The organism is Streptomyces sp. NPDC001231 (genome assembly GCF_042896885.1).
Taxonomy (GTDB): Bacteria; Actinomycetota; Actinomycetes; order Streptomycetales; family Streptomycetaceae; genus Streptomyces.
Genome location: NZ_JBIAXS010000020.1, coordinates 126,256 through 146,933, shown reverse-complemented (window position 1 = coordinate 146,933; position 20,678 = coordinate 126,256). Strand labels below are relative to the sequence as shown.

The 20,678-nt window shown below is 71.8% G+C and carries 19 protein-coding genes and 2 pseudogenes; 7 read left to right on the top strand and 14 right to left on the bottom strand.

Features of this window, described 5'->3' with window-relative positions:
• Positions 1-8: 8 nt before the first annotated feature.
• From ACFY3J_RS24365 to ACFY3J_RS24315, 11 genes and pseudogenes are all read right to left on the bottom strand, one after another.
• The gene (locus ACFY3J_RS24365; RefSeq protein ID WP_384177960.1) at positions 9-1,367 is read right to left on the bottom strand and encodes a cytochrome P450; all 1,359 of its coding nucleotides are present in this window, start codon (positions 1,365-1,367) and stop codon (positions 9-11) included.
• A 13-nt stretch (positions 1,368-1,380) separates the two neighbouring features.
• Complete coding sequence (locus ACFY3J_RS24360) at positions 1,381-1,941, bottom strand: ATP/GTP-binding protein (RefSeq protein ID WP_384177963.1); 561 nt, start codon at positions 1,939-1,941, stop codon at positions 1,381-1,383.
• Between the two features lie 3 nt (positions 1,942-1,944).
• The gene (locus tag ACFY3J_RS24355) at positions 1,945-2,322 is read right to left on the bottom strand and encodes a DUF742 domain-containing protein (RefSeq protein WP_384177966.1); all 378 of its coding nucleotides are present in this window, start codon (positions 2,320-2,322) and stop codon (positions 1,945-1,947) included.
• Positions 2,319-3,164, bottom strand: coding sequence for a roadblock/LC7 domain-containing protein (locus tag ACFY3J_RS24350; protein ID WP_384177969.1), 846 nt, complete (start codon positions 3,162-3,164; stop codon positions 2,319-2,321). The genes ACFY3J_RS24355 and ACFY3J_RS24350 overlap by 4 nt, the downstream gene beginning before the upstream one ends.
• Positions 3,161-4,372 (bottom strand): ATP-binding protein, encoded by a 1,212-nt coding sequence (locus ACFY3J_RS24345; protein WP_384177972.1) that lies wholly within the window; start codon positions 4,370-4,372, stop codon positions 3,161-3,163. The genes ACFY3J_RS24350 and ACFY3J_RS24345 overlap by 4 nt, the downstream gene beginning before the upstream one ends.
• Before the next feature lie 447 nt (positions 4,373-4,819).
• Positions 4,820-6,739 carry a DUF2264 domain-containing protein gene (locus ACFY3J_RS24340; protein ID WP_390841739.1) on the bottom strand — a complete coding sequence of 640 codons (1,920 nt, stop codon included), beginning with the start codon at positions 6,737-6,739 and terminating at the stop codon, positions 4,820-4,822.
• Positions 6,736-6,948, bottom strand: a pseudogene (locus tag ACFY3J_RS24335) (hydroxyacid dehydrogenase); the annotation flags it as partial. The gene ACFY3J_RS24340 and the pseudogene ACFY3J_RS24335, both read right to left, overlap by 4 nt.
• A gap of 485 nt (positions 6,949-7,433) precedes the next feature.
• The gene (locus ACFY3J_RS24330; RefSeq protein WP_384177978.1) at positions 7,434-7,712 is read right to left on the bottom strand and encodes a hypothetical protein; all 279 of its coding nucleotides are present in this window, start codon (positions 7,710-7,712) and stop codon (positions 7,434-7,436) included.
• Positions 7,709-8,074 carry a hypothetical protein gene (locus tag ACFY3J_RS24325; protein ID WP_390841738.1) on the bottom strand — a complete coding sequence of 122 codons (366 nt, stop codon included), beginning with the start codon at positions 8,072-8,074 and terminating at the stop codon, positions 7,709-7,711. Before ACFY3J_RS24325 ends, ACFY3J_RS24330 begins: the two co-directional genes overlap by 4 nt.
• A 227-nt stretch (positions 8,075-8,301) precedes the next feature.
• On the bottom strand, positions 8,302-9,780 hold the full coding sequence (locus tag ACFY3J_RS24320) for a glutamate-cysteine ligase family protein (RefSeq protein ID WP_384177983.1): 1,479 nt from the start codon (positions 9,778-9,780) through the stop codon (positions 8,302-8,304).
• A gap of 134 nt (positions 9,781-9,914) precedes the next feature.
• Positions 9,915-11,279, bottom strand: coding sequence for a pyridoxal phosphate-dependent decarboxylase family protein (locus ACFY3J_RS24315; RefSeq protein WP_384177986.1), 1,365 nt, complete (start codon positions 11,277-11,279; stop codon positions 9,915-9,917).
• Between the two features lie 163 nt (positions 11,280-11,442).
• On the opposite strand from ACFY3J_RS24315, the gene ACFY3J_RS24310 reads away from it, so the two are divergent.
• Positions 11,443-11,931: a MarR family winged helix-turn-helix transcriptional regulator gene (locus tag ACFY3J_RS24310; RefSeq protein WP_384177989.1), complete on the top strand. Its 489-nt coding sequence runs from the start codon at positions 11,443-11,445 to the stop codon at positions 11,929-11,931.
• Positions 11,932-12,005: 74 nt separating this feature from the next.
• Here ACFY3J_RS24310 and ACFY3J_RS24305 read toward each other — a convergent pair whose 3' ends face one another.
• Together ACFY3J_RS24305 and ACFY3J_RS24300 are read right to left on the bottom strand one after the other, a co-directional pair.
• A complete protein-coding gene (locus ACFY3J_RS24305) occupies positions 12,006-13,253 on the bottom strand; it encodes an FAD-dependent oxidoreductase (RefSeq protein ID WP_390841737.1) in 1,248 nt (415 codons plus the stop codon).
• A 310-nt stretch (positions 13,254-13,563) separates the two neighbouring features.
• Positions 13,564-13,773: a hypothetical protein gene (locus ACFY3J_RS24300; protein ID WP_384177995.1), complete on the bottom strand. Its 210-nt coding sequence runs from the start codon at positions 13,771-13,773 to the stop codon at positions 13,564-13,566.
• A 727-nt stretch (positions 13,774-14,500) separates the two neighbouring features.
• Here ACFY3J_RS24300 and ACFY3J_RS24295 point away from each other — a divergent pair.
• The 5 genes from ACFY3J_RS24295 (at position 14,501) to ACFY3J_RS24275 (ending at position 18,997) form a co-directional block, all read left to right on the top strand.
• A complete protein-coding gene (locus tag ACFY3J_RS24295) occupies positions 14,501-15,391 on the top strand; it encodes a hypothetical protein (protein WP_390841736.1) in 891 nt (296 codons plus the stop codon).
• Positions 15,392-15,528: 137 nt separating this feature from the next.
• Positions 15,529-16,383, top strand: coding sequence for a class F sortase (locus ACFY3J_RS24290; RefSeq protein WP_384178001.1), 855 nt, complete (start codon positions 15,529-15,531; stop codon positions 16,381-16,383).
• A gap of 113 nt (positions 16,384-16,496) precedes the next feature.
• Positions 16,497-17,771, top strand: coding sequence for an ATP-binding protein (locus ACFY3J_RS24285; protein WP_390841735.1), 1,275 nt, complete (start codon positions 16,497-16,499; stop codon positions 17,769-17,771).
• Positions 17,772-17,851: 80 nt separating this feature from the next.
• Positions 17,852-18,490 (top strand): hypothetical protein, encoded by a 639-nt coding sequence (locus ACFY3J_RS24280; protein ID WP_384178007.1) that lies wholly within the window; start codon positions 17,852-17,854, stop codon positions 18,488-18,490.
• Between the two features lie 222 nt (positions 18,491-18,712).
• Positions 18,713-18,997, top strand: a complete 285-nt coding sequence (locus ACFY3J_RS24275; RefSeq protein ID WP_384178010.1) for a hypothetical protein — start codon at positions 18,713-18,715, stop codon at positions 18,995-18,997.
• A 50-nt stretch (positions 18,998-19,047) separates the two neighbouring features.
• Here the strand turns inward: ACFY3J_RS24275 and ACFY3J_RS24270 are convergent.
• Positions 19,048-19,295, bottom strand: a pseudogene (locus ACFY3J_RS24270) (two-component sensor histidine kinase); the annotation flags it as partial.
• 116 nt (positions 19,296-19,411) lie between these two features.
• Here ACFY3J_RS24270 and ACFY3J_RS24265 point away from each other — a divergent pair.
• Complete coding sequence (locus tag ACFY3J_RS24265; RefSeq protein WP_384178013.1) at positions 19,412-20,674, top strand: DUF418 domain-containing protein; 1,263 nt, start codon at positions 19,412-19,414, stop codon at positions 20,672-20,674.
• The last annotated feature ends 4 nt before the right edge of the window (positions 20,675-20,678 follow it).

Genomic DNA, 20,678 nt, shown 5'->3' with positions numbered 1-20,678 from the left:
TGCCTTCGTCACTCCCCTCGGGTCCATGCCAGGAAGCGGCTGAACATGCCCGCCTTGGGCTTGGCCGCGGACGTCACCGCAGGCCTGGGCGCCGCGGTGGCGGCCATCGGGGCGACGGGGGCGGCCGCCTGCTGCGTCTGCGCGGGCGTCGGCGCCACGGCCCGGGGCGTGAACCGGACCGGGAGCGTCACCAGCGAACGGCTCCAGGGGGCCGGAACCCAGCTCAAGTCCTTGAACGGCACGCGCACTTCGACGTCGGGCAGCCGGTTGAGGAGCGACTCGACGGCGGTCACGGCGATCATGAACGCGGGGTCCTTGGCCGGACAGGCGTGCGGGCCGGCGCCGAAGGCCAGATGCGCCTTCGCGCTGAGCTGCTCCCGGTGCTCGGCCAGCCGGGGATCGGTGTTGGCCGCCGCGAAGGAGATGAGGACCGGGTCGTTGGCCTTGAGCGTCCTGCCACCCAACTCCACGTCGTGGGTCGGGTAGTGGGCCGCGTAGTTGGCGATCGGCGCGTAGTTCCACAGGACCTGCGTGACGGCGTCCTCGATCGGCAGGCCGGCCTGCCACCCCTCGTCGAGGATCAGCGCGCTGCTCGTGCCGATGGCCGCCGCCAGGGGAGCGGTGCCTCCGGAGAGCAGGGTCACCAGCTGGTGCAGCACCTCCTCGTCGGTCAGCCCCGCGGCGTGCTCCATCAGACGGGTGGTCAGGTCCTGTCCGGGACGGCGCCGCTTGAGGGCGATCAGCTCCGCGAGCGCCTCGCCCAGTACCTGGTCGGCGTTGGGGGTGCCGTCGAAGATGCCGCTGATGCCGACGATGACGCGGTCGCCGATCTCCGGCGGGCACCCGAACAGGTCGCTGAAGACCAGCAGCGGCAGCGGCTGGGCGTAGTCGGCCATCAACTCGGCCTGGCCCAGTCGGTCGGTGCTGAACCGGCTGATCAGGTAGTCGGCGGACTGCTGGGTCTGCCGCACCAGTTGGAGCTCGTTGACGCTGGCCAGACTGTCCGTGACCGCCTGGCGCAGGCGGGCGTGCGCCGCGCCGTCACTGAACAGCGCGTTGGGCCGGTACCCCATCATCGGCAGCGCCGGGCTGTCCTCGGGGACACGTCCCTGGTTCAGCGCGTTCCAGCGCCGGGAGTCCCGGACGAACGAGGCGGGGTTCTGGAGGATGTACAGAGCGGCGTCGTAGCTGGTGACCAGCTCGACCTGGACGTCCGGGGCGACGTCGACCGGCGCGCTCGGGCCGAGGGTGCGCAGGTACTCGTAGTGGCTGTCGGGATCGGAGCCGAACTGGGCTCCGTAGACCGGGACATTGGCGTGGGCGGGGCAGCCGGGAGGTGGCCCCTGTATGCCGGGACGCTGCTGCATGAGCGGGTGGCTCCTAAGAAATGAGGGACAGGAGGTGGTGCACGAGGGTGATGAGGGCCTGCGCCGCCGAGTTCTGGTCCCGTACGTCACAGGCGACGACGGGGGTCTCCGCGGACAGGTTCAGGGCCTCGCGCACCTCCGAGAGCGGGTAGTTGGTGGTGCCTTCGAAGCGGTTGACGCCGATGGCGTAGGTCAGGCCGAAGCGCTCGACCAGGTCGAGGACCGGGAAGGACTCGGAGAGCCGCTCGGGGTCGACCAGCACCAGGGCGCCGAGCGCGCCCCGGGACAGCTCTTCCCACATCTCCTTGAAACGTTCCTGACCGGGCGTTCCGAAGAGGTAGAGCACCACCTCGTCGCTGATGGTCAGGCGGCCGAAGTCCATGGCGACCGTCGTGGTCGTCTTGTCCGGAGTTCCCGACAGGTCGTCAAATCCCACACTCGCTTCGGTGATCTCCTCTTCGGTCCGCAAAGGCTCGATCTCGGAGATACTTCCGATGCACGTGGTCTTCCCGACTCCGAAGTGGCCCACCACAAGGATCTTGACCGCGGTGGAGACCGCTGAATCCAGGTACACGTATCACGCTCCGAATCGGGCTTTGAGGCCGTCGAGTACCGCGCTGAGGATTTCTCGATCGACACGTTCGGCGCGGGGGACGGGCTTCCTCGTGATGACGAGGCCGCCCTCTTCCAACTCCGCCAGAAGAATCCGGACGATACCCAGCGGCAGGTGCGTATGGCCGGCCACTTCGGCGACGGACAGAAAGCCGTCCGTGACCATCTCCAGAACCTGGCCCGCCTCCGGGGAAAGCATGCGACCGGCGGCGGAGGCACCGTCCTCCGCGGACACCAGGGTCGTGCGCTCGTAGGCGTGGTCCGGGGGCAGGGAACGCCCGTTCGTGACCACGAACAGAGGCACTAATGCCGAGGTCAGCTCAAGATCGGGCTCGTCGTTCACTTGCTGCTCACCGCCCCCTGTGGTGACAGATGCGCGCTCAGCCGAGGCACCACCTGGTGCAGCCGGGTCGTGAACTCCTCGATGTCGGCGTCGTGGTCGGCCGCCGCGGCCAGGAAGGCGCGCTGACCGGCCGAGATCAGGAAGATCCAGCCGTGCTGGAACTCGATGACGGTCTGCCGCCACCGGGCGTGCTCGTGCACACCGGCGAACTGCGAGGTGGCGCGGCTGTAGGCGTGGATGCCCGTCATCGCCGCCGAGATCGTGTCCGCCAGGTCCTGGTTCATTCCCGTGGTGGCACCGCGGGGCAGACCGTCGGCGCCCAGCAGCACCGCGTGGCGGGCGCCCCGCACCTCGCCGACCGCCTCGTCGAGGTCGGCGATCGGGACGCCGGTTCCCCGCCTGCCGCCCAACTGGCCCCCGGCACGGTCGGAACGCTCGGCCGCGGCCTCCGCGTTGACCCTGGGGGGCGAGGTGAGGTTGTTGCCGAGCCGGGCGACGAGCCGGTGCATGCGGAAGGAGATCTGCTGCATGTCGACGTCGGGCGCCGCGGCCGCGGCGAGGTAGGCACCCTGCCCCGCCCCGATCAGGAAGATCCAGCCGTGGGAGAACTCGATGATCGTCTGGTTCCACTGCCTGTCCTCGCCGGGACCGGCGAAGTGGGAGGTCGCCCGGCTCAGCGCCTGCATCCCCGCCATGGCGGCGGATATGGTGCGCACGTCCTTCTCCGACATGCCGTCGGTCGCGCCGCGGGGGAGACCGTCTGCGGACAGCAGAACAGCGTGCCGCGCCTTCGGCACGTTGCTCACGATGTCCTCGAGCATCCACGACAGGTCGTTGGTCATGCGTTATCGGACCCTTCGAACGGAGCCGCGGAGAGGTTCCGGCCCGAGAGCGTGCCGCGCTGGAAGGCTCCCAGGCTTCGGCCGGCGCGGCCGGCCTCGTCCGGCGGCGCGACGGACTGTCCCGAGTCGTCGCGGTCGGGCAAGCTGTCGGGAACGGCGTCGGGAACACTGGCGATGGGCACCTGGCGCGCCCCCCGCTTGGGCAGACCGTGCGCGGTGCGCGGACCGGACTCGGACCGGCCCGTCGCGCTGCGGATCGGGCTGACCTGGGAGACCTCGGTCGGTTCGGTCGGCGTGGTCTCCTCCTCGGTCCACAGCTCCTCCGGCAGCAGGACGACCGCCCGGACGCCGCCGTAGCGGGAGATGCCGGTGACGTCCACCCGGAACCCGTACTGCTGGGCGAGCAGGCCGATGACGGGGAAACCGAACTTCGGCTGGTTGCCCAGCTGGGACAGCCGGGGGCGGAACTCGCCGGACAGCAGGGTGGACGCCTTCTGCCGGTCCTCGTCGTTCATGCCGACACCGGCGTCGTCGATGACGATGCACAGGTTCTTCTGCACCCGCTGGAAGGTCACCTCGATCGGCGAACCCTGCTGGGAGAAACTGGCGGCGTTGTCGAGGAGTTCCGCGACGGCGAGAGCGACCGGGGAAACGGCGGACGCCTTCAACGCGAAACCGGTCTGCTGCATGATTTCGACGCGGCGGAAGTTGCGAATCTGTCCCTGCGCGCTGCGCACCACGTCATAAACACTGGCGGGCTTACTGCGGCGACCCAGCGGCGCACCGCACATCACCGCAATACCCTGAGCCTTCCGCGCCATTTGCGCATTGGCGTGGTTCACTTCCAGCAGATCCGCCAGTACGGCGTGGCCGCCGTACTTCCGCTGAATTTCCTCAAGGAGTGCCAACTGCTCGGCCGCAAGGCTCTGCAGAAAGCGGGCCGAACCCTTGAGAACGGCCTTGGTGCTCTCCTCGGCCCCCTCTTCGGCTTCTTGGATGGTCTGGTCGTGCTCGGCCTTGTGACGCTGCAATTCATGCCACACCGTGGCAAGTTGCCCCTCGGCCTCGCTCAGCTTCTGTGTGTAGGCAGCCTCGGCCTGGCTCTTTTTCGTCGTGATGGCATTATTTCGACGATAGAGCACCAGGGCCGCGGCGACGGCGAGCACCACCGCGGCAACCAGGCACCAAACAAGTGCGTCTCGAATCATGGAAACCTTTCCTGGCGTTTAGCCTGCAGCCGTCGGTGGGTGGCGCCTCGTGGGAGTCCGCGGCACAACCGCTCAGAGCGACCCGACCGCTGTTGCGTTGAGAGCAGGCCGACCTCAATGCAGTGCCCGAGCCGAGTGGACCAAGGTCACAGACGCGGGGATGCTATCACTGACTTAGGGCACCCTCCGCAACTCCTCGAGAGCAAGTGCCCGGCATCGTTCGCCACTTGGCCGCGTCCTGATATGCGGGGTGTTGCCTTCCCGCAGCCGGGACGTTAACCGTTATGTGTTCGCTACATAAGGCGGATTGCGGGATATCTACGATTTATACGGTCAAGTCCCCACGCTCAGCGTGGATCTGACGGACCATCGCGAGCCCGGCGCACCACACGCTCACAACCCCGCACCGCTTTTTTCACAGACGAGGCTGCCCACGCCCACAGGTCATTACGCAGGGACGCCTCTCGGGCGTTCAACGGTTCCGTCGTGCGACACGGTCAGCGGGTCGAAGGCGATCCGGGTGCGCGCGCCGCCGGCCCAGGTCACTTCCACGCCGGTCTCGTCGGCCACGCACCGGGAGACGGCCTGCGCCAGGGGCGCGGGATCCGGCCCGGCAGTCAGCGTGGCGAGACTGACGCGCACACACGTGCCCTCCGCCCGTCCCGTGAGGCGCGGCACCCGGGCCCGCCGGGTGCAGGCGGTGTCCCGGGGAGCGCGGACCGTGCCGGGGGCGGGGTCCCAGCCGTGCAGCCCGTGCAGCGCCGAGACCACCTCCTGCTCCGGTCCGGTGGCCCAACCGGTGTGCGTGACACGGGAATCGGCCGGGGCTCCGACCACCCGGTGCACCCGGAGTTCGTGACGTCCGTACGCCACCGTGACGCTCTCCACCCGCAGGCCCGGCACCATCGGAGGCCCGGTGACGAAGACGGGCCGGTGCCAGGACGCCGCCCGACCCCAGCCGTCGCCGTGGCCGGCGCCCAGCGGGTGGATGCGCCGCCGGGTGCTGGGCCGGCCGTCCACCTCCACCGACAGGTGGTTGTCCGCCACGTTCCCGGGCGCGGTCGGGCCGGTCCGGGTCGAGTAGGCCTGTCGCCCGTAGTGCGGGGCGTCGCCGGCCGCCGCCTCGCCCACGTGCGGAGCGACGTGGTCGCTGCCGTGGTTGTGCAGCCGTACGATCCCGTCGGCGCGGGTCGACTGCACCAGCAGCCCGGCGGCCGGCAGGGCGAGCACGCGGTCGCGCTCCTCCACCGGCGCGGGTGTCTCCACCGCCGTCCACAGCGGATGGGTCGCCGGCGCCAGCAGCGACACGAACGCCTTCGACGCCCAGTACGGGGAGGCCGGCCCCGAGTACGCCTGGAGCGTGGCCTCGTGCGGACCGTGCCAGCCCAGGCTCAGCAGACCGTCGCCGGTCAGCGCGCCCCGGTCCAGGAAGTACCGCAGGCTGCCGCTCAGGAGGCGGCGCGAGGTGCCCGGAGCCAGCGGCGTGTGGCCGGTCAGGGCGCCGAGCCCGACCGCGGCCGACGCGGCGAAACGGTAGGTGAGGGAGCGCCCGTAGTGCACGGGGGCGCCGTCCCCGCCGAACATCAGCGAGAGGCTCTCCAGGTGGGCGCGCAGCCGGTCGCCGTAGCGGGCGAGGAGCGCGGTGTCGCCGCCGAGGTGGGCGTCGAGCACCGGATACAGGTGCAGCGCCCAGCCGTTGTAGTGGTCGAAGGCCCGGCCGTCGCCGTCGGAGTACCAGCCGTCGCCCGCGTACCAGCCCTCCAACAACTCCAGCGCGCGCTCCCGGACCCGGGCGGTCTCCGCGTCGCCGCGCCCCACCGAGTCCAGGAACCCCGCGACGGTGAACGGGAAGAGGTACCAGTTGTTCGGCGCGGGCGTGTGCCGCAGCGCCCCGCGCAGCCAGGCCTCCGCCCGGTCCCGCACGCCGTCGTCGAGGTGCTTCCACAGCCAGGGCGCGGTCAGCCGCAGGCCGAGCGCGACCGACGCCGACTCGACCATCGGCTGGCCCCGCACATGGTGGTCGAGGATCAACGGCCAGGACTCCGTGTCGTCGCGGCCGGGCGTACGGGTGCCCGAGGCGAGGCCGCGCGCGTAGCGCTCCAGCAGGCCGCGCGGGTCGTCCCCGCCGGCACCGGCCACGCGGAAGGCGGTGGCGAGAAAGGTGCGGGCATACCCCTCCAGTCCGTCGGACCGCGTTCCCGAACGCGAGGGCCGCCCCGGCAGATCGAGCAGGGCGTCGCCGGGGGTGCTCCACCGCCAGGCCGCCGCCGTCAGGCCGTCCGCCACCGTTTCCCAGTGCGCCCGGGTGTAGCCGGTGTACGGGCTCGACACGCGGTCCTCGGCGGGGAGTTCGAGAGGGTTGCTCATGCGGGGAAGGCCGGCCTTTCGTGTCGTACGGGACGGTGGAAGCCGGAGCCCGAGGCCCAGCGGGCGGTCCCGGCCAGGGCCGGCTCGGCCAGGCGCCGCCGTGCGTTGCCCTCGGATCCGGCGAGGTGCGGGGTCAGGAGCGCGTGCTCCCAGTCCCGCAACGGGTGGTCGGCGGGCAGGACTTCGGGTTCGGCGACGTCGAGGACGGCCGCGGCGGCGTCCGGCGACATGGCCGGCGCGGCCCGGGGCCGGAAGCCGGGGCCCGGTCCGTCGCCGGTCACCCGGCGGCTCCCGTGGCCGGGGCGCCGCGCCAGGGGCGCTTGTGCTGCGGGAGGCCGAGGACGGGTGCGGGCAGGGCGAGTTGAGAGCCCATGATCACCACCGGGTAGGATGCGGACGGAAACGGGCGGAGCCGTTCCACGTCTACCGGACGAGGTTCGCCGGATACAGGCGCTCCTCGGACAGCGTGACGACCGAGGCGCGGGATCCGCCCCCGGTCCGCGGTGGCTCACGTGTCGCCGTGGACACGATCCGGCTCGCGCACAGGGCGCCGGGCGTCATCCGCCCTTACCTGTCCGGGTCGTTGCCCGTTGTTTCGCCGCGTTGCCGCTCATCACGGCGGGCCTGTCGTGGCGTTCGGGGGCAGGTTGGCGTCAGTGGCTCGGACTGCCCTCGTGGGCACCGGCGCTGGCGGTCACCTGCGGCTGTCGCACGGGCGTCGCGACGGGTACCCGGCCGCGATCCATCGGCGCACCACGGCCCGCGGCAGGTGCCCGTCGGCCGCGATGACGTCCTCGGGTATGCCGGAGGACCAGGCGGCCAGCGCCGCCCTGTGCAGTGCGGCGGCGCGTACGGCGAGGCCGGCCCGGTACGCGGCCGCGGAGCCGCGGGCGAGCTTCGGGGCGTCCTCGGCCAGTTGCCGGGCCGCCCGGCGGACGGCGCGGCGGGCGCGCAGCACGTCGAGGTCGCTCATGCCGCCACCGCCTTCCGCTCCGTGCCGAGGTTGGCGTCGCCCGGATGCCGGCGCGGGTCCCGGACACCGGACTCCGGGGCCGGCCGTGCGACGAGCCGCTCCAGCCCGCCCGCCGGGCTCCTGGCCAGGGAGACGGCGGCCCGCAGGGCCGTGGTCCTACAGCTGTCGCGCCGCACCCGCGGCCCGGTCGCGGCCACCCCGCAGTCGGTGCCACGAGCACCGCCGCCCTCATGCGGGATGACGCCGCCGAGGAAGCCGATGCCGGAGACGACGCAGGAGGCGGTCCGGGTGGGGCCGCCGGAGTCGCAGTCGGCGCAGGCCGCCGGCCGGAGAGCGACATCGAACGTGGTCGGGTTCGCCATGGAACCTCCCCTCGCCCCGTGGGAGCGGGGCAGGACGAGGGCACGGCAGCCGCCGGCGGCGCGGGGCCGCGGGCTACCGGATGCCCGAGGAGCTGGGGGACACGGGAACGCGGGGCCGGGGACGGCCCGGACTACTACTGGAGTCCATGTCTCTCACCTCCTCGGCGTTGGCGGCGGACCTCCACCATAGTTGCACGGCAACGCAATTACATACCCGGACGGTCCCGTCAGTCGACCGGCCACGTATGGCCCGGGGCGTTGAGGTGCATGTAGTCGACGTACTGCTGCGTCATGCGCCGCAGCGCCTCGTGCCGGCCGCAGTGGGTGGTGGCGTCGATGTGGTGGAACATCTCCTTCTGCCAGATCGCACCGTTGCGGCCGGTGACGCACCGCTGCTCGATGATGCCGAGCAGCGGCTCGCGCCAGGCGTCGTCCATGCCGGACTGCTCCAGCCCACGGTGGGCCAGCGGCAGCAGCCGCCGCAGCACGAGTTCGGGCACCGGCACCTCACCCATCCCGGGCCAGTACAGCCGTGCCTCCATGCCGTGCCGCGCCGCCGTGTGCAGGTTCTCCTCGGCGGCCGAGAAGGACATGCGCGACCACACCGGCCGGTCCTCCTCCACCAGGGCGCGGGTGAGCCCGTAGTAGAAGGCGCCGTTGGCGAGTGTGTCGGCGACGGTCGGGCCGGCGGGCAGCACCCGGTTCTCCACCCGCACGTGCGGCTTGTCGTGGTCGATGGCGTAGACGGGGCGGTTCCAGCGGTAGATGGTGCCGTTGTGCAGGGTGAGCTCGCCCAGCTCCGGGATGTCGCCGCGGTCCAGTGTCTCCGCGGGGTCCTGCTCGTCGCACAGCGGCAGCAGCGCCGGGAAGTAGCGCAGGTTCTCCTCGAAGAGGTCGAAGACGCTGTTGATCCACCGCTCGCCGAACCACACCCGGGGCCGTACCCCCTGCACCTTGATCTCCTCCGGGCGGGTGTCGGTGGCCTGCTCGAACAGCGGGATACGGGTCTCGTGCCACAGTTCCTTGCCGAACAGGAACGGTGAATTGGCCGCCAGCGCGACCTGGACCCCGGCGATCGCCTGCGCGGCGTTCCAGTAGCCGGCGAACTCCTCCGGGGAGACCTGAAGGTGGAACTGGGTACTGGTGCACGCGGCCTCGGGAGTGATCGTGTCGGCGTAGGTCCGCAGCCGGTCCACGCCGTCCACCTCGATGTGCAGGTCCTCGCCCCGGGCCGCGAAGACCTGGTCGTTGAGCAGCCGGTAGCGCGGGTTCTCCGACAGCGCCGCCTCGCCGACGTCCTCCTGCCGCAGCGTGGGCAGGATGCCGATCATGATCAGATGCGCGCCCACCGAACCGGCACGTTCCTCCGCGTGGTTCAGCGCGGCGCGGATCTCGGACTCCCAGGCGTCCGGGCCGCCCTCGGTCAGCCTGCGGGGCGGGATGTTGATCTCGAGGTTGAACCGGCCCAGCTCCGTCGCCCAGGCGGGGTCCGCGATCGCCTCCAGCACGTCGCTGTTGCGCATCGCGGGCTCCGCCCCGTCGTCGCCCAGGTTCAGCTCGATCTCCAGCCCCACCTGGGGCCGCTCGGACTCGAACCGTGACTCGCGCAGCATCTGCGCGAACGCGTCGAGGCACTGCTGCATCTTGATCCGGTACCGGCGGCGGTCCTCGCGGGTGAAGACCAGCGCCGGGACGTCACGTCCCATCGGCCCTCCCGGAACCCTCTCCTCGGACACCTCACCCCCCTTAGCGTCGCACCACCCGGCGACCCTGACCAGGCGAGGGCGGGAGGGCCCGCGCTCCGCACCGGGCGCGGGCCTGTCGCGGCCGCTCCGGGCGGTCACCGCGACCGGGCGAGCCGCTCCACCCGGGCGTGGACGTGTTCCACGTGGTGCTCGGACTCCGGCTTCATCAGGACGCTGCGCAGGACGCGGGCGCCGTCGGCGTCCGCCGTGACCTTCGGGTGGCGGTCCGTGAACGCCTCACGGCCTGCCCTCAGCGTGCTCAGGAACACGGGGTCGGGGCCGGTCATGCCGTCGTCGAGGATGCGCGCGGAGGCGGCGTCGACGCCGCTCAGCGTGGCGGGATCCACCGCCGGGAAGTAGGTGACGATGTCCAACTCGGGCCGCTGGTACAGCTCCAGGATCTCGGAGGCGTCGATCAGGTCCGCCCACCTCAGCGCGGCCCGGCGGCCGGCCGCGAGGACGCCGCCCAGACCGTCGGGCGTGGGCGGGAGAAGCCGGAACGTGAGCCACAGGGCGGCCGCCGAGGCGCCGGCGCGCGAGCACTCCAGGCTGATCTCGCCGAGGTGCAGTTCGGCGGAGGTGAAGTAGGTGTACGGGGAGTCGTGCAGATAGAAGCGTCCCACCTCCGGGTCGCGGAAGAGGACGGCACCGCAGCCGTAGGGCTGAAGTCCGTGCTTGTGCGGGTCGACGACGACCGAGTCGCACCCGGCGATCGCCCGCCACGGCTCGGGCGGCAGCCCCGCGTCACCGTCGGCGCCCGCGAGCAGGGTGAAGAAGCCGCCGTACGCGGCGTCGACGTGGACGCGGACGCCGTGACGCCGCGCGAGGGGTACGGCGTCGTGGATCGGGTCGACGGCCCCGAGCCCCGTGGTGCCCGCGGTGACGACCACCGTGCCCACCCGGCCGGTCCGCAGCAGGTCCTCCAGCGCGCCGAGGTCCATACGGCCCCGGTCGTCGGTGGGGACGGAGTGGCCCTCCACGCCCAGGACGCGGCACATGCGGCCGTGGGTGTAGTGGGCGTCCTCGCTGTAGGCGACGCCCCTCCCGGGGTGGAGTTCCCGGGCGACATGGAGGGCTTCGAGGTTGGCGATCGTGCCGCTGGTGGTGAGGTGGCCGAGGTGGGTGTCGTAGCCGAACATCGCGGCGAGTTGCGCGACTGCCTCCCGTTCCATGCGGGCGGTGGCCGGACCGCCGTCCAGGGCGTGGTTGTTGGGGTTGATCAGCATGGCGGTGAGGTAGCCGGCCACGGCCGCGGGGTGCGGGGGCTTGAGCATCTGGCCCACGTAGGACGGGTGGAAGAAGGGGTAGTTGTCCTTCAGCCGGCCGGTGAACTCCTCGAAGGCGGCGGCGAACCGGTCGTCGTCGACCTGGAGCGACGGGTGCGGCTGGTAGGGGGCGAAGGTGTCGGCCCACTCCTGTATCGCCTGGGTGGCTCGGCCGAGCCAGTGCTGCAGGTCCACTGCTCTCCCTCTCTCCGGCTCTCGTGCGGACCCGGCCACCATAGAACTTCGTTGACTGATCAGCAATTGATTGCTCAGTGATTGAGTTGTCGGTAGGTGATTCGGCAGTAAAGTAGGCGGGACGGGACCGCGCAGCGCCGAAGTGGGAGAGGACGTCAGGCAGGTGAATGACACGACCCGGCAGGACGACGAGGCCGCCCGTGCCGCGAACAGTCCGCTCGTGCACGACTTCGGCCTGCTGATCAAGGCCGCCACCCGCCTGGAGCAGCGGATCGACACCGCTCTGCGTCATGAGTGCGGGATCGGCCACACGATGTTCGAGGTCCTCATACGGCTCTGCCGGCAGCCGGACGAGGAGGTCTCGCAGCGTGTGCTCGCCACCGACCTCACCCTCACCAGCAGCGGCATCACCCGCCTGGTGGACCGTATGGAGGAGGCCGGCCTGGTCCGGCGCGTGCCGTCCCCCGAGGACCGCAGAAGCGTCCTGGTGGAGCCGACCGAACAGGGCCGTGCCGTCTTCCTCCGGGCCGCGGCCGTGCACGCGGACGTCGTCGAGCGCTACTTCGTCACACCGGTGGCGGGCGACGACTACGCCCGGCTGACCGGCTCGCTGCGGGAGATCCACCAGGCACTGCGCGACGGCACCGGCTGAGAGGCCCCGCCCCGAATCCATCGGTGCCGGTCCTGCCGAGCCGCCGTCGGGTCTTCCGGTCTTACGGCCCGGTCTTACGGCCGCCCGAGCCGGCGGACGGCGCTCTCCGGTGGGCGCTCGCGCAGCGCGCCGTAGGCGAGGAAGTACGCGGGCAGCCGCCGGACCAGCCGGGATCCGGTGAGCAGGCCGGCGGTGCGCCGGGCCCGGTCGGCGCTGCCGAGGGGTTGCCGCCCCCGCAGGACGGGCGCGATGAATCCGGCGTGGGCGGCCCGTTGCAGCCCCTGCGTCACGACGGTGGTGGGACGGCGGCGGCGCTGCACGGCGCGTACGTCGCGCAGGCCCACGGTCCCTCGGCGCAGCGGCTCGACCAGGTGCCGGGCGGCGGCGACGGCGTCCTCCACGGCGAGGTTGATGCCGATGCCGAAGACCGGGGACATCGCGTGCGCCGCGTCGCCGATGCACAGCAGCCCCGGCCGGTGCCAGCGGCGCAGCCTGTCCAGCCGCACGTCCAGGAGCTTGACCTCGTCCCAGGAGCGCAGGGTGTGCGTGCGGTCCGCGACCCAGGGCACGGCGGTGGTGAAGTCGGCCAGGAAGCGGTCGAGGCCGGCGGCGCGGCGCTCGGCGTCGGTGCCCTTGGGAATGAGCGCGGCGCACTGCCAGTACGACCCGCGGTCGATCATCGCCGTCAGGATGCGGTCGCCCGCGCCGCCGACCAGTCCGCTCGGGTCGCCGTCGTGCCGCGGCAGCCGGAACCACCAGGCGTCCATCGGGCAGTCGAAGCGGCGCAGCCCCAGTTCCGGCCGCGAGCGGGCCAGTGAGCCGCGGCCGTCGCAGGCGACCGTGAGGACCGCGCGCAGTTCACCGGTGCGGCCGTCGGAGGTGCGGTAGCGCACCCCGGTGACCCGTCCGTGCTCGATCAGGAAGGAGGTCGCCTCGGTGTTCATGCGCACGTCGAAGGACGGCTCGCGTCGGGCCTCGTCCACGAGGAGGTCGAGCAGGTCCCACTGGGGCACCATCGCGACGTAGTTGTACGGGCCGGGAAGCGCCGCGAGGTCCGCCACCGTCACCATCGACCGGCCGGGTCCGGCGGGCAGTTGGACGGTGCGCACCCGGCGCTGGGGCAGCCGCGCGAAGCGCTCGGCCAGTCCCAGGTCGTCCAGCAACGCCAAGGTCGAGGGGTGCACGGTGTCGCCGCGGAAGTCGCGCAGGAAGTCGCCGTGCTGTTCCAGCACGGTCACGGGGACGCCCGACCGGGCCAGCAGCAGGGCGAACACCATGCCCGCGGGACCGCCCCCCACCACACAACATGTGGTCCGCTCCATCACGGCCCTGCCTCTCAGGAGAGCAGTAATTCATCAGATGATGAAAATTATACTCCTCGAGGGGCGGGCAGAGCCCCCTGAGCGGTCCGGAACCACGGTCCGGAACCACGGTCCGGAACCACGGTCCGGAACCACGGTCCGGAAGCGCGATCCGAACCGCGGCCCGGAGGCGGGTCCGACGTGCCCGGCGGGCGCAGGTGTCACCCGTTCCCGCCGGGAGAGACCGGTCCATGGCGCGGGCCGGTGTCGATCCGTGTCGGTCAGCACTGGTCAGTGCTGGTCAGTGCTGGTCAGTGCTCGTCAGTGCGGCTCAGAAGGAGACGCTGACGCTCGCCTGACGGTACTGGCCGACGGTGCCGAGGACCTGTTCGCCGGTGGCGGCGACCTGGCCCAGCAGGTCCGAGTCGCTGACCTCCGTGGGGCCGACGGCGATGCCGGCGTGCGGGCTCAGGCCGCCGGAGATGTCGTCGAGCGCGGCCTCGGAGATCTCGGCCGTCTGGATCCGGGGAGCGGTGTTCATGAAACTTCCCTTCGTACCGATGTCCGCCGACGGGGGCCGACCCGCTGGGGACAGGGTGCGGGTCGCGACTGGATCACCCCCGCGACGCGAAGGATCCAAGCACGGGGCAGGCCGGGGTCTCCACTCAACCGGTACGGCGCATGAGGGGGGTTGACCGCACCGGTGACCCATCTGTGCAGGCGTGCCCACGACTTCGGGGACACTTCGACACACGCCGTACGACAATCGGGTGCCGATTCCGTCCCCGCCGTTGTTCCGAACGCGTGACTCACGTGCGGTGATGCGCGACCGTCGCGTCTTTGTGTGGTTTCATGAATCTTTGTGTCCTCTTTGCGTATTCAGTGCGCGGGTTTACCAAAGACGGATGGCTGTTCGACGCTGAAAACGGGCTGTCATTGATCGGCTGTGGGCCATATGGATGGTCGGCACGGGCCGCTGACCCCCGCACGGCTTCGTTCGGCCCGCGGCCGGCCCGCGGACGGCTCCGGAGAACGGGAGACCGACCCGGACAACGGGATTGGGCCCTTCCCGACCTAGCGAGGGGCAGCCGCGGCCAAGAACGCCCTCGTTCCCTCGTGCGGAGGTATGGAGAGGGCGTCAGTAGTCCGAATGCGACGCTCAGGTGGTGGGGCGTCAGGATTCCGCTGAAGGTGATCACGTCGCGGCTGCGATTCCCGATTGAGTGGGCGTTGGGCCGGCTCTCGCAGTCGTGACGGAAGGAACACCCATGCGTATCACCCGTACTCTGTTCACCTCCGCGGCCCTGGCCGCGGCTGTGGCGTTCTCCGCCCCTGCTGTGAGCGCGCTGACCCTGACCGCGCTCCCCTCCTCGCAGCAGCAGGCCGTCAAGGCCGACGACTCCGGCGGCGAGGACTCCGACGACAACGACAGCGACGAGGGCCAGAAGAGCGAGGGCCGCGGCGACGACGAAGGCCGCGACAACGGCGACGAGGGCCGCGACTACGGCGACAAGGGCGGCGAGGGCCGTGACAACGGCGGCGAGGACCGTGGCGAGGGTCGCGAGGGCCGTGACAAGGGCGGCAAGGGCGGCAAGGGCGGTGGCGAGGGCCGTGAGGGCCGGCCGCACGGTGGCGTGCACGCCGGTGGCGGAGCCCTGGCCATGTTGAAGGCCGACAGCGAGCGCGGTGGTCGTGACGAGGACGAGCGCGGTGACCGTGAAGAGGGTCGCGAGGGCCGTGACAAGGGCGGCAAGGGCCGTGGCGAGGGTTGCGACGACGGTTGCCGTGAGGGTCGTAAGGGCCGGCCGCACGGTGGCGTGCACGCCGGTGGCGGAGCCCTGGCCATGTTGAAGGCCGACAGCGAGCGCGGTGGTCGTGACGAGGACGAGCGCGGTGACCGTGACGAGGGTCGCGAGGGCCGTGACGACGGCGGCGAGGACCGTGGCGAGGGTCGCGAGGGCCGTGACAAGGGCGGCAAGGGCGGTGGCGAGGGCCGTGAGGGCCGGCTGCACGGCGGCGTGCACGCCGGCGGTGGCGGGCTGGCCCAGTCCTCCAACACCCTGGGCCTCGGGGCGGGTGCCGCGCTGCTGCTCGGCGGCCTGGGCGCCGGTGCGTACATGCTCCGCCGCCGTCAGGCGTCGGACCCCTCCGCGGCCTGATCGGGCTGCTCTTGCTTGTCGCTGGGCTGCCGCGGTCCGCGTCACCTCCCCAGGAGGGCAGCGCGGGCCGCGGCAGCGGCGGCCGACCCCAACCGTCGCCCGCGGCCAGTACCACCTCTTGACGAAAGGCACCGTCCATGGCTTCTCAGCAGCCGCCCCAGACGGAGCAGAGCGGGATCAAGCCCGCCAGGCGTCGTTTTCGGCTCCGCCTGCTGTGGCCCGCGGCAGCGGTCGGGCTGGGCATCGCTCTCATTCACAACTCCCTGGTCGCCGCGCCCGTGGCGCACCCCACGCACACGAACCGTCCGGCGGCGGTCACCTCCCTGGCTCCCATGTCTCCGGAGCCGAGCGTCGACACCGGCACGAGGGCCGAGCCCAAGGCCGGCTCGACGAGCGGTCCCAGGACCGGCTCGACGGCCGATCCCAGGACCGGCTCCACGATCGATCCCAGGACCGGCACGACGACCGACCCCGGAACGCACGCCAGGACCGGCACCAAGTCCGGCACCAAAGCCGGCAAGTCGTTGCCCCGCTCGGCACCGACACGGATCTCGATCCCGGACATCGGGGTGGACGCGCCGTTCACCAAACTGTCCGTCAACGCCTCGGGACAACTGAATTCGCCGCCGGCCGAGAACACCAACCTGGTCGGATGGTTCAAGGGCGGGCCGTCGCCCGGCGAGCGCGGAGCCTCGGTCGTCGTCGGTCATCTGGACACCAAGACCGGTCCCGCGGTCTTCGCCGAGCTGGACTCGCTCGAACCCGGAGCCGTCGTGAACATCACCCGCGCGGACGGCACCGTCGCCCGCTTCAAGGTCGACTCCATCGACGCCTTCAGCAAGGCGCACTTCCCCGACGACAGGGTCTACGCGGACACCGCGACTCCCCAGCTGCGGCTGATCACCTGCGGCGGGAAATTCGACCGTGCCAAGGGGGGCTACCAGGAGAACGTGGTCGTGTTCGCCCACCTCGCCTCGAGCTCGCGAAGCTGACGAACCGGGAAGGGTGCGTACCAGTGCGTGTCGCACCCACCCCGGCCTGCATGGCTCGCCGCCCGGCGCCCCGGCGGAGACAATGGACTGCCGGGAGCGGTGAGGTGGTTGCGATGCCCCCATGGCACCTGCGCGACTATCGCGACGACGATCTTGACCAGGCGATCCTGATCTGGGAGGAGAGCCGGCAGGCCAACGAGGATCCGGTCTTCCCGGTCTCGGAGGTGATGGCCGAGGCCCGGGCCGGACAGAACGCCGTGGTCGCCGTCGTGGGTGACGAACTGGTGGGCATGGCCGCGGCACGGGCGAGCGGCCAGCGGGGATGGGTCCTCCTGGTGGCGCTCGCCGCCCGGTGGCGTCGGCGCGGCATCGGGAGCGCCCTCCTCACCGAGCTGGAACGGCGTCTGAGGGCACTGGGCGTGCGTCGCATCAGCGCCCTGCTGCCCCCCGGTGCCGCCGGAACCACGGCCCTGGAACACTGCGGCTACCGGCTCCGGGACGACCTGGTCTACTACGAGAAACTCGAACCGCAGGGCCCCTCCAACGCCGGCGCCCTCACGGAACTGGGCGGTCGCATGCTTCCCGAGGGGCTCTGGGACGGCATGGCCGGCATGGAACGGGAGAAGCAGGTCGTCGAACGGCGTGTCGTGCTCCCCCTGGCGGAGCCGACGCTCGCCGACCGCTACGGCGTCGCCCCGCCGAAAGGGGTCATCCTCTTCGGCCCGCCCGGCACCGGGAAGACCAGTTTCGCCAAGGCGGTGGCCTCGCGGCTCGGCTGGCCGTTCGTGGAACTCTTCCCGTCCCGGCTCGCCGCCGACACGAGCGAGGGGCTGGCTGCGGCGCTGCGGGTGGTGTTCGCCGATCTGGCGGAACTGGACTCGGTGCTGCTGTTCATCGACGAGGTCGAGGAGATCGCCGGTGTGCGATCCGGCATGGCGGTGGACCCGGGGCACGGGGTGACCAACGAACTGCTGAAGCTCATACCCGGCTTCCGCGAGCACGACTCCCGGCTGCTGGCCTGCGCCACGAACTCGGTGCGCTCCCTCGACCCGGCGTTCCTGCGGCCGGGCCGGTTCGACTACGTCATCCCGATCGGACCCCCCGACGCGACGGCCCGCTCGGCGATCTGGGACCGCTATCTCCGGGCCGCCGACTCGGTGGACGTGGCACAACTGGTCGCCGCCAGCGAGCTGTTCACCCCGGCCGACATCGAGTTCGCCGCCCGCAAGGGCGCGCAGGCGGCGTTCGAACGCGAGGTCACGCATCGGCAGGGCCGTCCGGCCACCACCGAGGACTACCTCGACGCCATAGCCGACACCCGGCCCACGCTCACCGCGCGAGCGATCGAGGAGTTCACCGAGGACATCGAGACGTACAGTCGCCTCTGAGACGGGCGACGATGCCGGGCCGATGTCGACGACGAAGCCGGCGTGCCGGCGGCGACGCCGCGGTCGGGCGGGAGGCAGGTGTGGCGAGGTCACGCAACAGGTCGGCGCTGCGCCGGAGAGCGCGGCGCCGCAGGGCCGCGGCCGGTGGCGCGCGCACGTACCGCGCGCCCGGCGTCCCGGGGGGTGCCGGATGGGGCATCGGCACGGACCGGCAGCGGACCCTGCGGAAACTGGCCGATCGAGCGGACGCGTCCGCGGCCGCCCCGCTCCGGCGGCTCGTGTGGTGGTGCGGGTCCGCCGTGTTCCTGACCGGCATCGTGCTGCTGGGCACGGTGGCCGCCTCCGCGGTGGGATGGGCGGGCACCCCGGGCATGTTCACGGCCCGCGAGTGCCATCGGGAGGAGGGCGGCAGGGGAGGCAAGAGCATGGCCTGCTCCGGGTCGTTCGTCGCCGAGGACGGAAGCCTCGTCGACACGGCCGCGGTCCTGCACTGGGCGGAGGGCGAGGCGGGAGGACGGATCCGGGTCCGCTCCCTGATCATCGGCGGCTACCAGAGGGAGAGCGCGCTCGACGCGGCACTGGTCGCCGTCCTCATCGCGCTCCTCGCCGCCCCGGCGATCGGCTGCGCGTTCGCCGGCCTGTCCCGCCACAGCCAGGACCGCCTCGCCGCCCGGCTGCCCGGCCCGGCCTTCAAGTCATATGTGCGATGGAGGTCCTGACGGTGCGGGACAGCCGTCCCGGCGGACGACCAACCGGGCATCCCGGGTCTGTCCTGGCGCTGTCGCTGCGCGGGTGCGTCTTCGGGGGACAGGACGGCCCACACCCATCGAGTACGTCCTGCACACCTCGACTCCGGCCGCGCCCGGGGACACCGCGAACACCGCACGGCGGATCAAGGCCAATCACTGTCGGAACACGACGCGCACGGGCAGCTCACCGCCGTGGGACCGGCGCGGCTGCGGTCGCTCCGCACCGCCCGGTACGCCGCGGGCTCCTCCTGCGCCCTTCCCGCGCGCACCCTGCACCGCGCATGGTGCGACACGAGCGAGCCGACCGTGACGCTGTTCCTGGAGACGTGCGGCGGACGCAGCCCGCACACCGATGTGTTCACCCGGTCGGACGCGGGTCCCGGCACCGTCGGGAAGGAGTTCCTGAGCGAGGACGACCACCTGTCCGAACTCTCCATGCCGGCCAGGGCACTCGGGGCCGGCGCCCGGGCCGCGTGAGGCCATGCCGTCCGACGGCTTCGCCGTCGCGGTCCGTTCGCCGCGGGTGGTCACGACGGGTCGCCGGTCGGCAGTTCCAGGAGGAGTTCGTAGCCCCCGTCGGCCGTGGGCCCGGAGGTGACGGTGCCGCCGAGGAGTTCGGCGTGCCGGCGCAGTCCCGCCAGGCCGTGGCGGGCGCTGGGCAGCGGGAGGGCGGGCCGGGTGGGGGCGGTGTTGGCGACCGTGGCGCGCAGGGTGCCGCCGCTGTGTGCTGGACGCGGACGGTCGCCCTGGCGCCGGGCGCGTGTTTGCGGATGTCGGCATCACGCGGGGTGTCCGCCCGCTCGCGGACCCGGGCTCCTCCGGCCGACCAGCCGGGTGCTTCCGGAAAGGAGACATGTACGTTGTGCCGGGTATTTGGCAGAGTCTGATGACATGACGCAGAACGCATCGTCGACCGTGCCGTCACAGGCGCCGTCCGGGCCGGGGACCGAGCCCACCGCCACGCCCGCCGGGCCCCCGTCGACGGGACGGATGATCGGCATCGACCTGGCCCGCGGACTCGCGGTCTTCGGCATGTACTCCGCCCATGTCGGCCCCGACGTGACCGTGGGCGGACCGGTGGGGTTCCTGCTGGAGGCGGCACGGGGCCGGTCGTCCGCGCTCTTCGCGCTGCTGGCCGGCTTCTCGTTGATCATCCTGACCGGCCGGCCGCGCCCCCGGACCGGGCGGGCCGGCCGTCAGGCGATGGCCAGGATCATGATCCGCTCCGCCGTGCTCGTCCCGCTCGGCTACGCCCTGACCGCCCTCGACACCGGCGTCGAGGTGATCCTCAGCTTCTACGGACTGCTCTTCCTGGCCGTCCTGCCGCTGTACCGGCTGCGGGCCGGGGCGCTGGCGCTCATTGCCGCCGCCGGTGCGCTGGTCCTGCCGCAGATCCTCTACGTGGTGCGGACGTCGATCGAGGAGGGGCACTGGGCGGACGCGGTCGTCGCCCGGGATCCGCTGGCCCGGATCACCGGCACGAACGGCGTCATCGAACTGCTGTTCACCGGGGGGTATCCGGTCCTCGCCTGGGTGCCGTACCTGATCGCGGGCATGGCGGTGGCCCGGCTCGACCTCACCCGGCCCGGCGTCCGGTCCCGGCTGGCCGCCGCCGGCGGCGCCCTCGTCCTGCTCGGTTACGGCGGCTCCTGGCTGGCCCTGCGCCTGGTCCCGCGCGCCCTGTCGGCCATCTCGGCCGCCACGGACGGGGGCGCGGCGAACTCGGCGTGGTGGTCCGACCGGGTCGGCGACACCGGGCACCACATCCCGCCCGCCTGGCTGCTGGTGGCCGCACCGCACAGTGAGACGACGTTCTCCATCCTCGGCAACACGGGCGTGGCCCTGGCCGTGATGGCCGTGTGCCTGACCGTCGCCGACCGGCTGCCACGGTTCACGCGCGCGGCCAGGCCCGTCGCCGCGGTCGGCATGACCGCGCTGACCGTGTACGTCCTGCACATCGTCGCCCTGTGGCTGCTCTCCGACGTCTGGCACGTGGCCGCGATCGACGACGACGGCATGTCCGCGCTTCCGGTGCTCCTCGCCTTCATCGCCGCCGCCGTGCTGCTGGCCACGGCATGGACCAGGCTGTTCCGGCGCGGCCCCCTGGAGTCCCTGCTCCACGTGGCCACCGGGCCGGCCCGGCACGTCCCGTAGACGG

Bases quoted from the DNA above. Each gene is read 5' to 3' on its own strand.
- ACFY3J_RS24365 (WP_384177960.1), bottom strand. From the start codon at position 1,367: ATGCAGCAGCGTCCCGGCATACAGGGGCCACCTCCCGGCTGCCCCGCC.
- ACFY3J_RS24350 (WP_384177969.1), bottom strand. From the start codon at position 3,164: ATGACCAACGACCTGTCGTGGATGCTCGAGGACATCGTGAGCAACGTG.
- ACFY3J_RS24345 (WP_384177972.1), bottom strand. From the start codon at position 4,372: ATGATTCGAGACGCACTTGTTTGGTGCCTGGTTGCCGCGGTGGTGCTC.
- ACFY3J_RS24340 (WP_390841739.1), bottom strand. From the start codon at position 6,739: ATGAGCAACCCTCTCGAACTCCCCGCCGAGGACCGCGTGTCGAGCCCG.
- ACFY3J_RS24330 (WP_384177978.1), bottom strand. From the start codon at position 7,712: ATGAGCGACCTCGACGTGCTGCGCGCCCGCCGCGCCGTCCGCCGGGCG.
- ACFY3J_RS24325 (WP_390841738.1), bottom strand. From the start codon at position 8,074: ATGGCGAACCCGACCACGTTCGATGTCGCTCTCCGGCCGGCGGCCTGC.
- ACFY3J_RS24320 (WP_384177983.1), bottom strand. From the start codon at position 9,780: ATGGGACGTGACGTCCCGGCGCTGGTCTTCACCCGCGAGGACCGCCGC.
- ACFY3J_RS24305 (WP_390841737.1), bottom strand. From the start codon at position 13,253: ATGGAGCGGACCACATGTTGTGTGGTGGGGGGCGGTCCCGCGGGCATG.
- ACFY3J_RS24300 (WP_384177995.1), bottom strand. From the start codon at position 13,773: ATGAACACCGCTCCCCGGATCCAGACGGCCGAGATCTCCGAGGCCGCG.
- ACFY3J_RS24295 (WP_390841736.1), top strand. From the start codon at position 14,501: ATGCGTATCACCCGTACTCTGTTCACCTCCGCGGCCCTGGCCGCGGCT.
- ACFY3J_RS24290 (WP_384178001.1), top strand. From the start codon at position 15,529: ATGGCTTCTCAGCAGCCGCCCCAGACGGAGCAGAGCGGGATCAAGCCC.
- ACFY3J_RS24285 (WP_390841735.1), top strand. From the start codon at position 16,497: ATGCCCCCATGGCACCTGCGCGACTATCGCGACGACGATCTTGACCAG.
- ACFY3J_RS24265 (WP_384178013.1), top strand. From the start codon at position 19,412: ATGACGCAGAACGCATCGTCGACCGTGCCGTCACAGGCGCCGTCCGGG.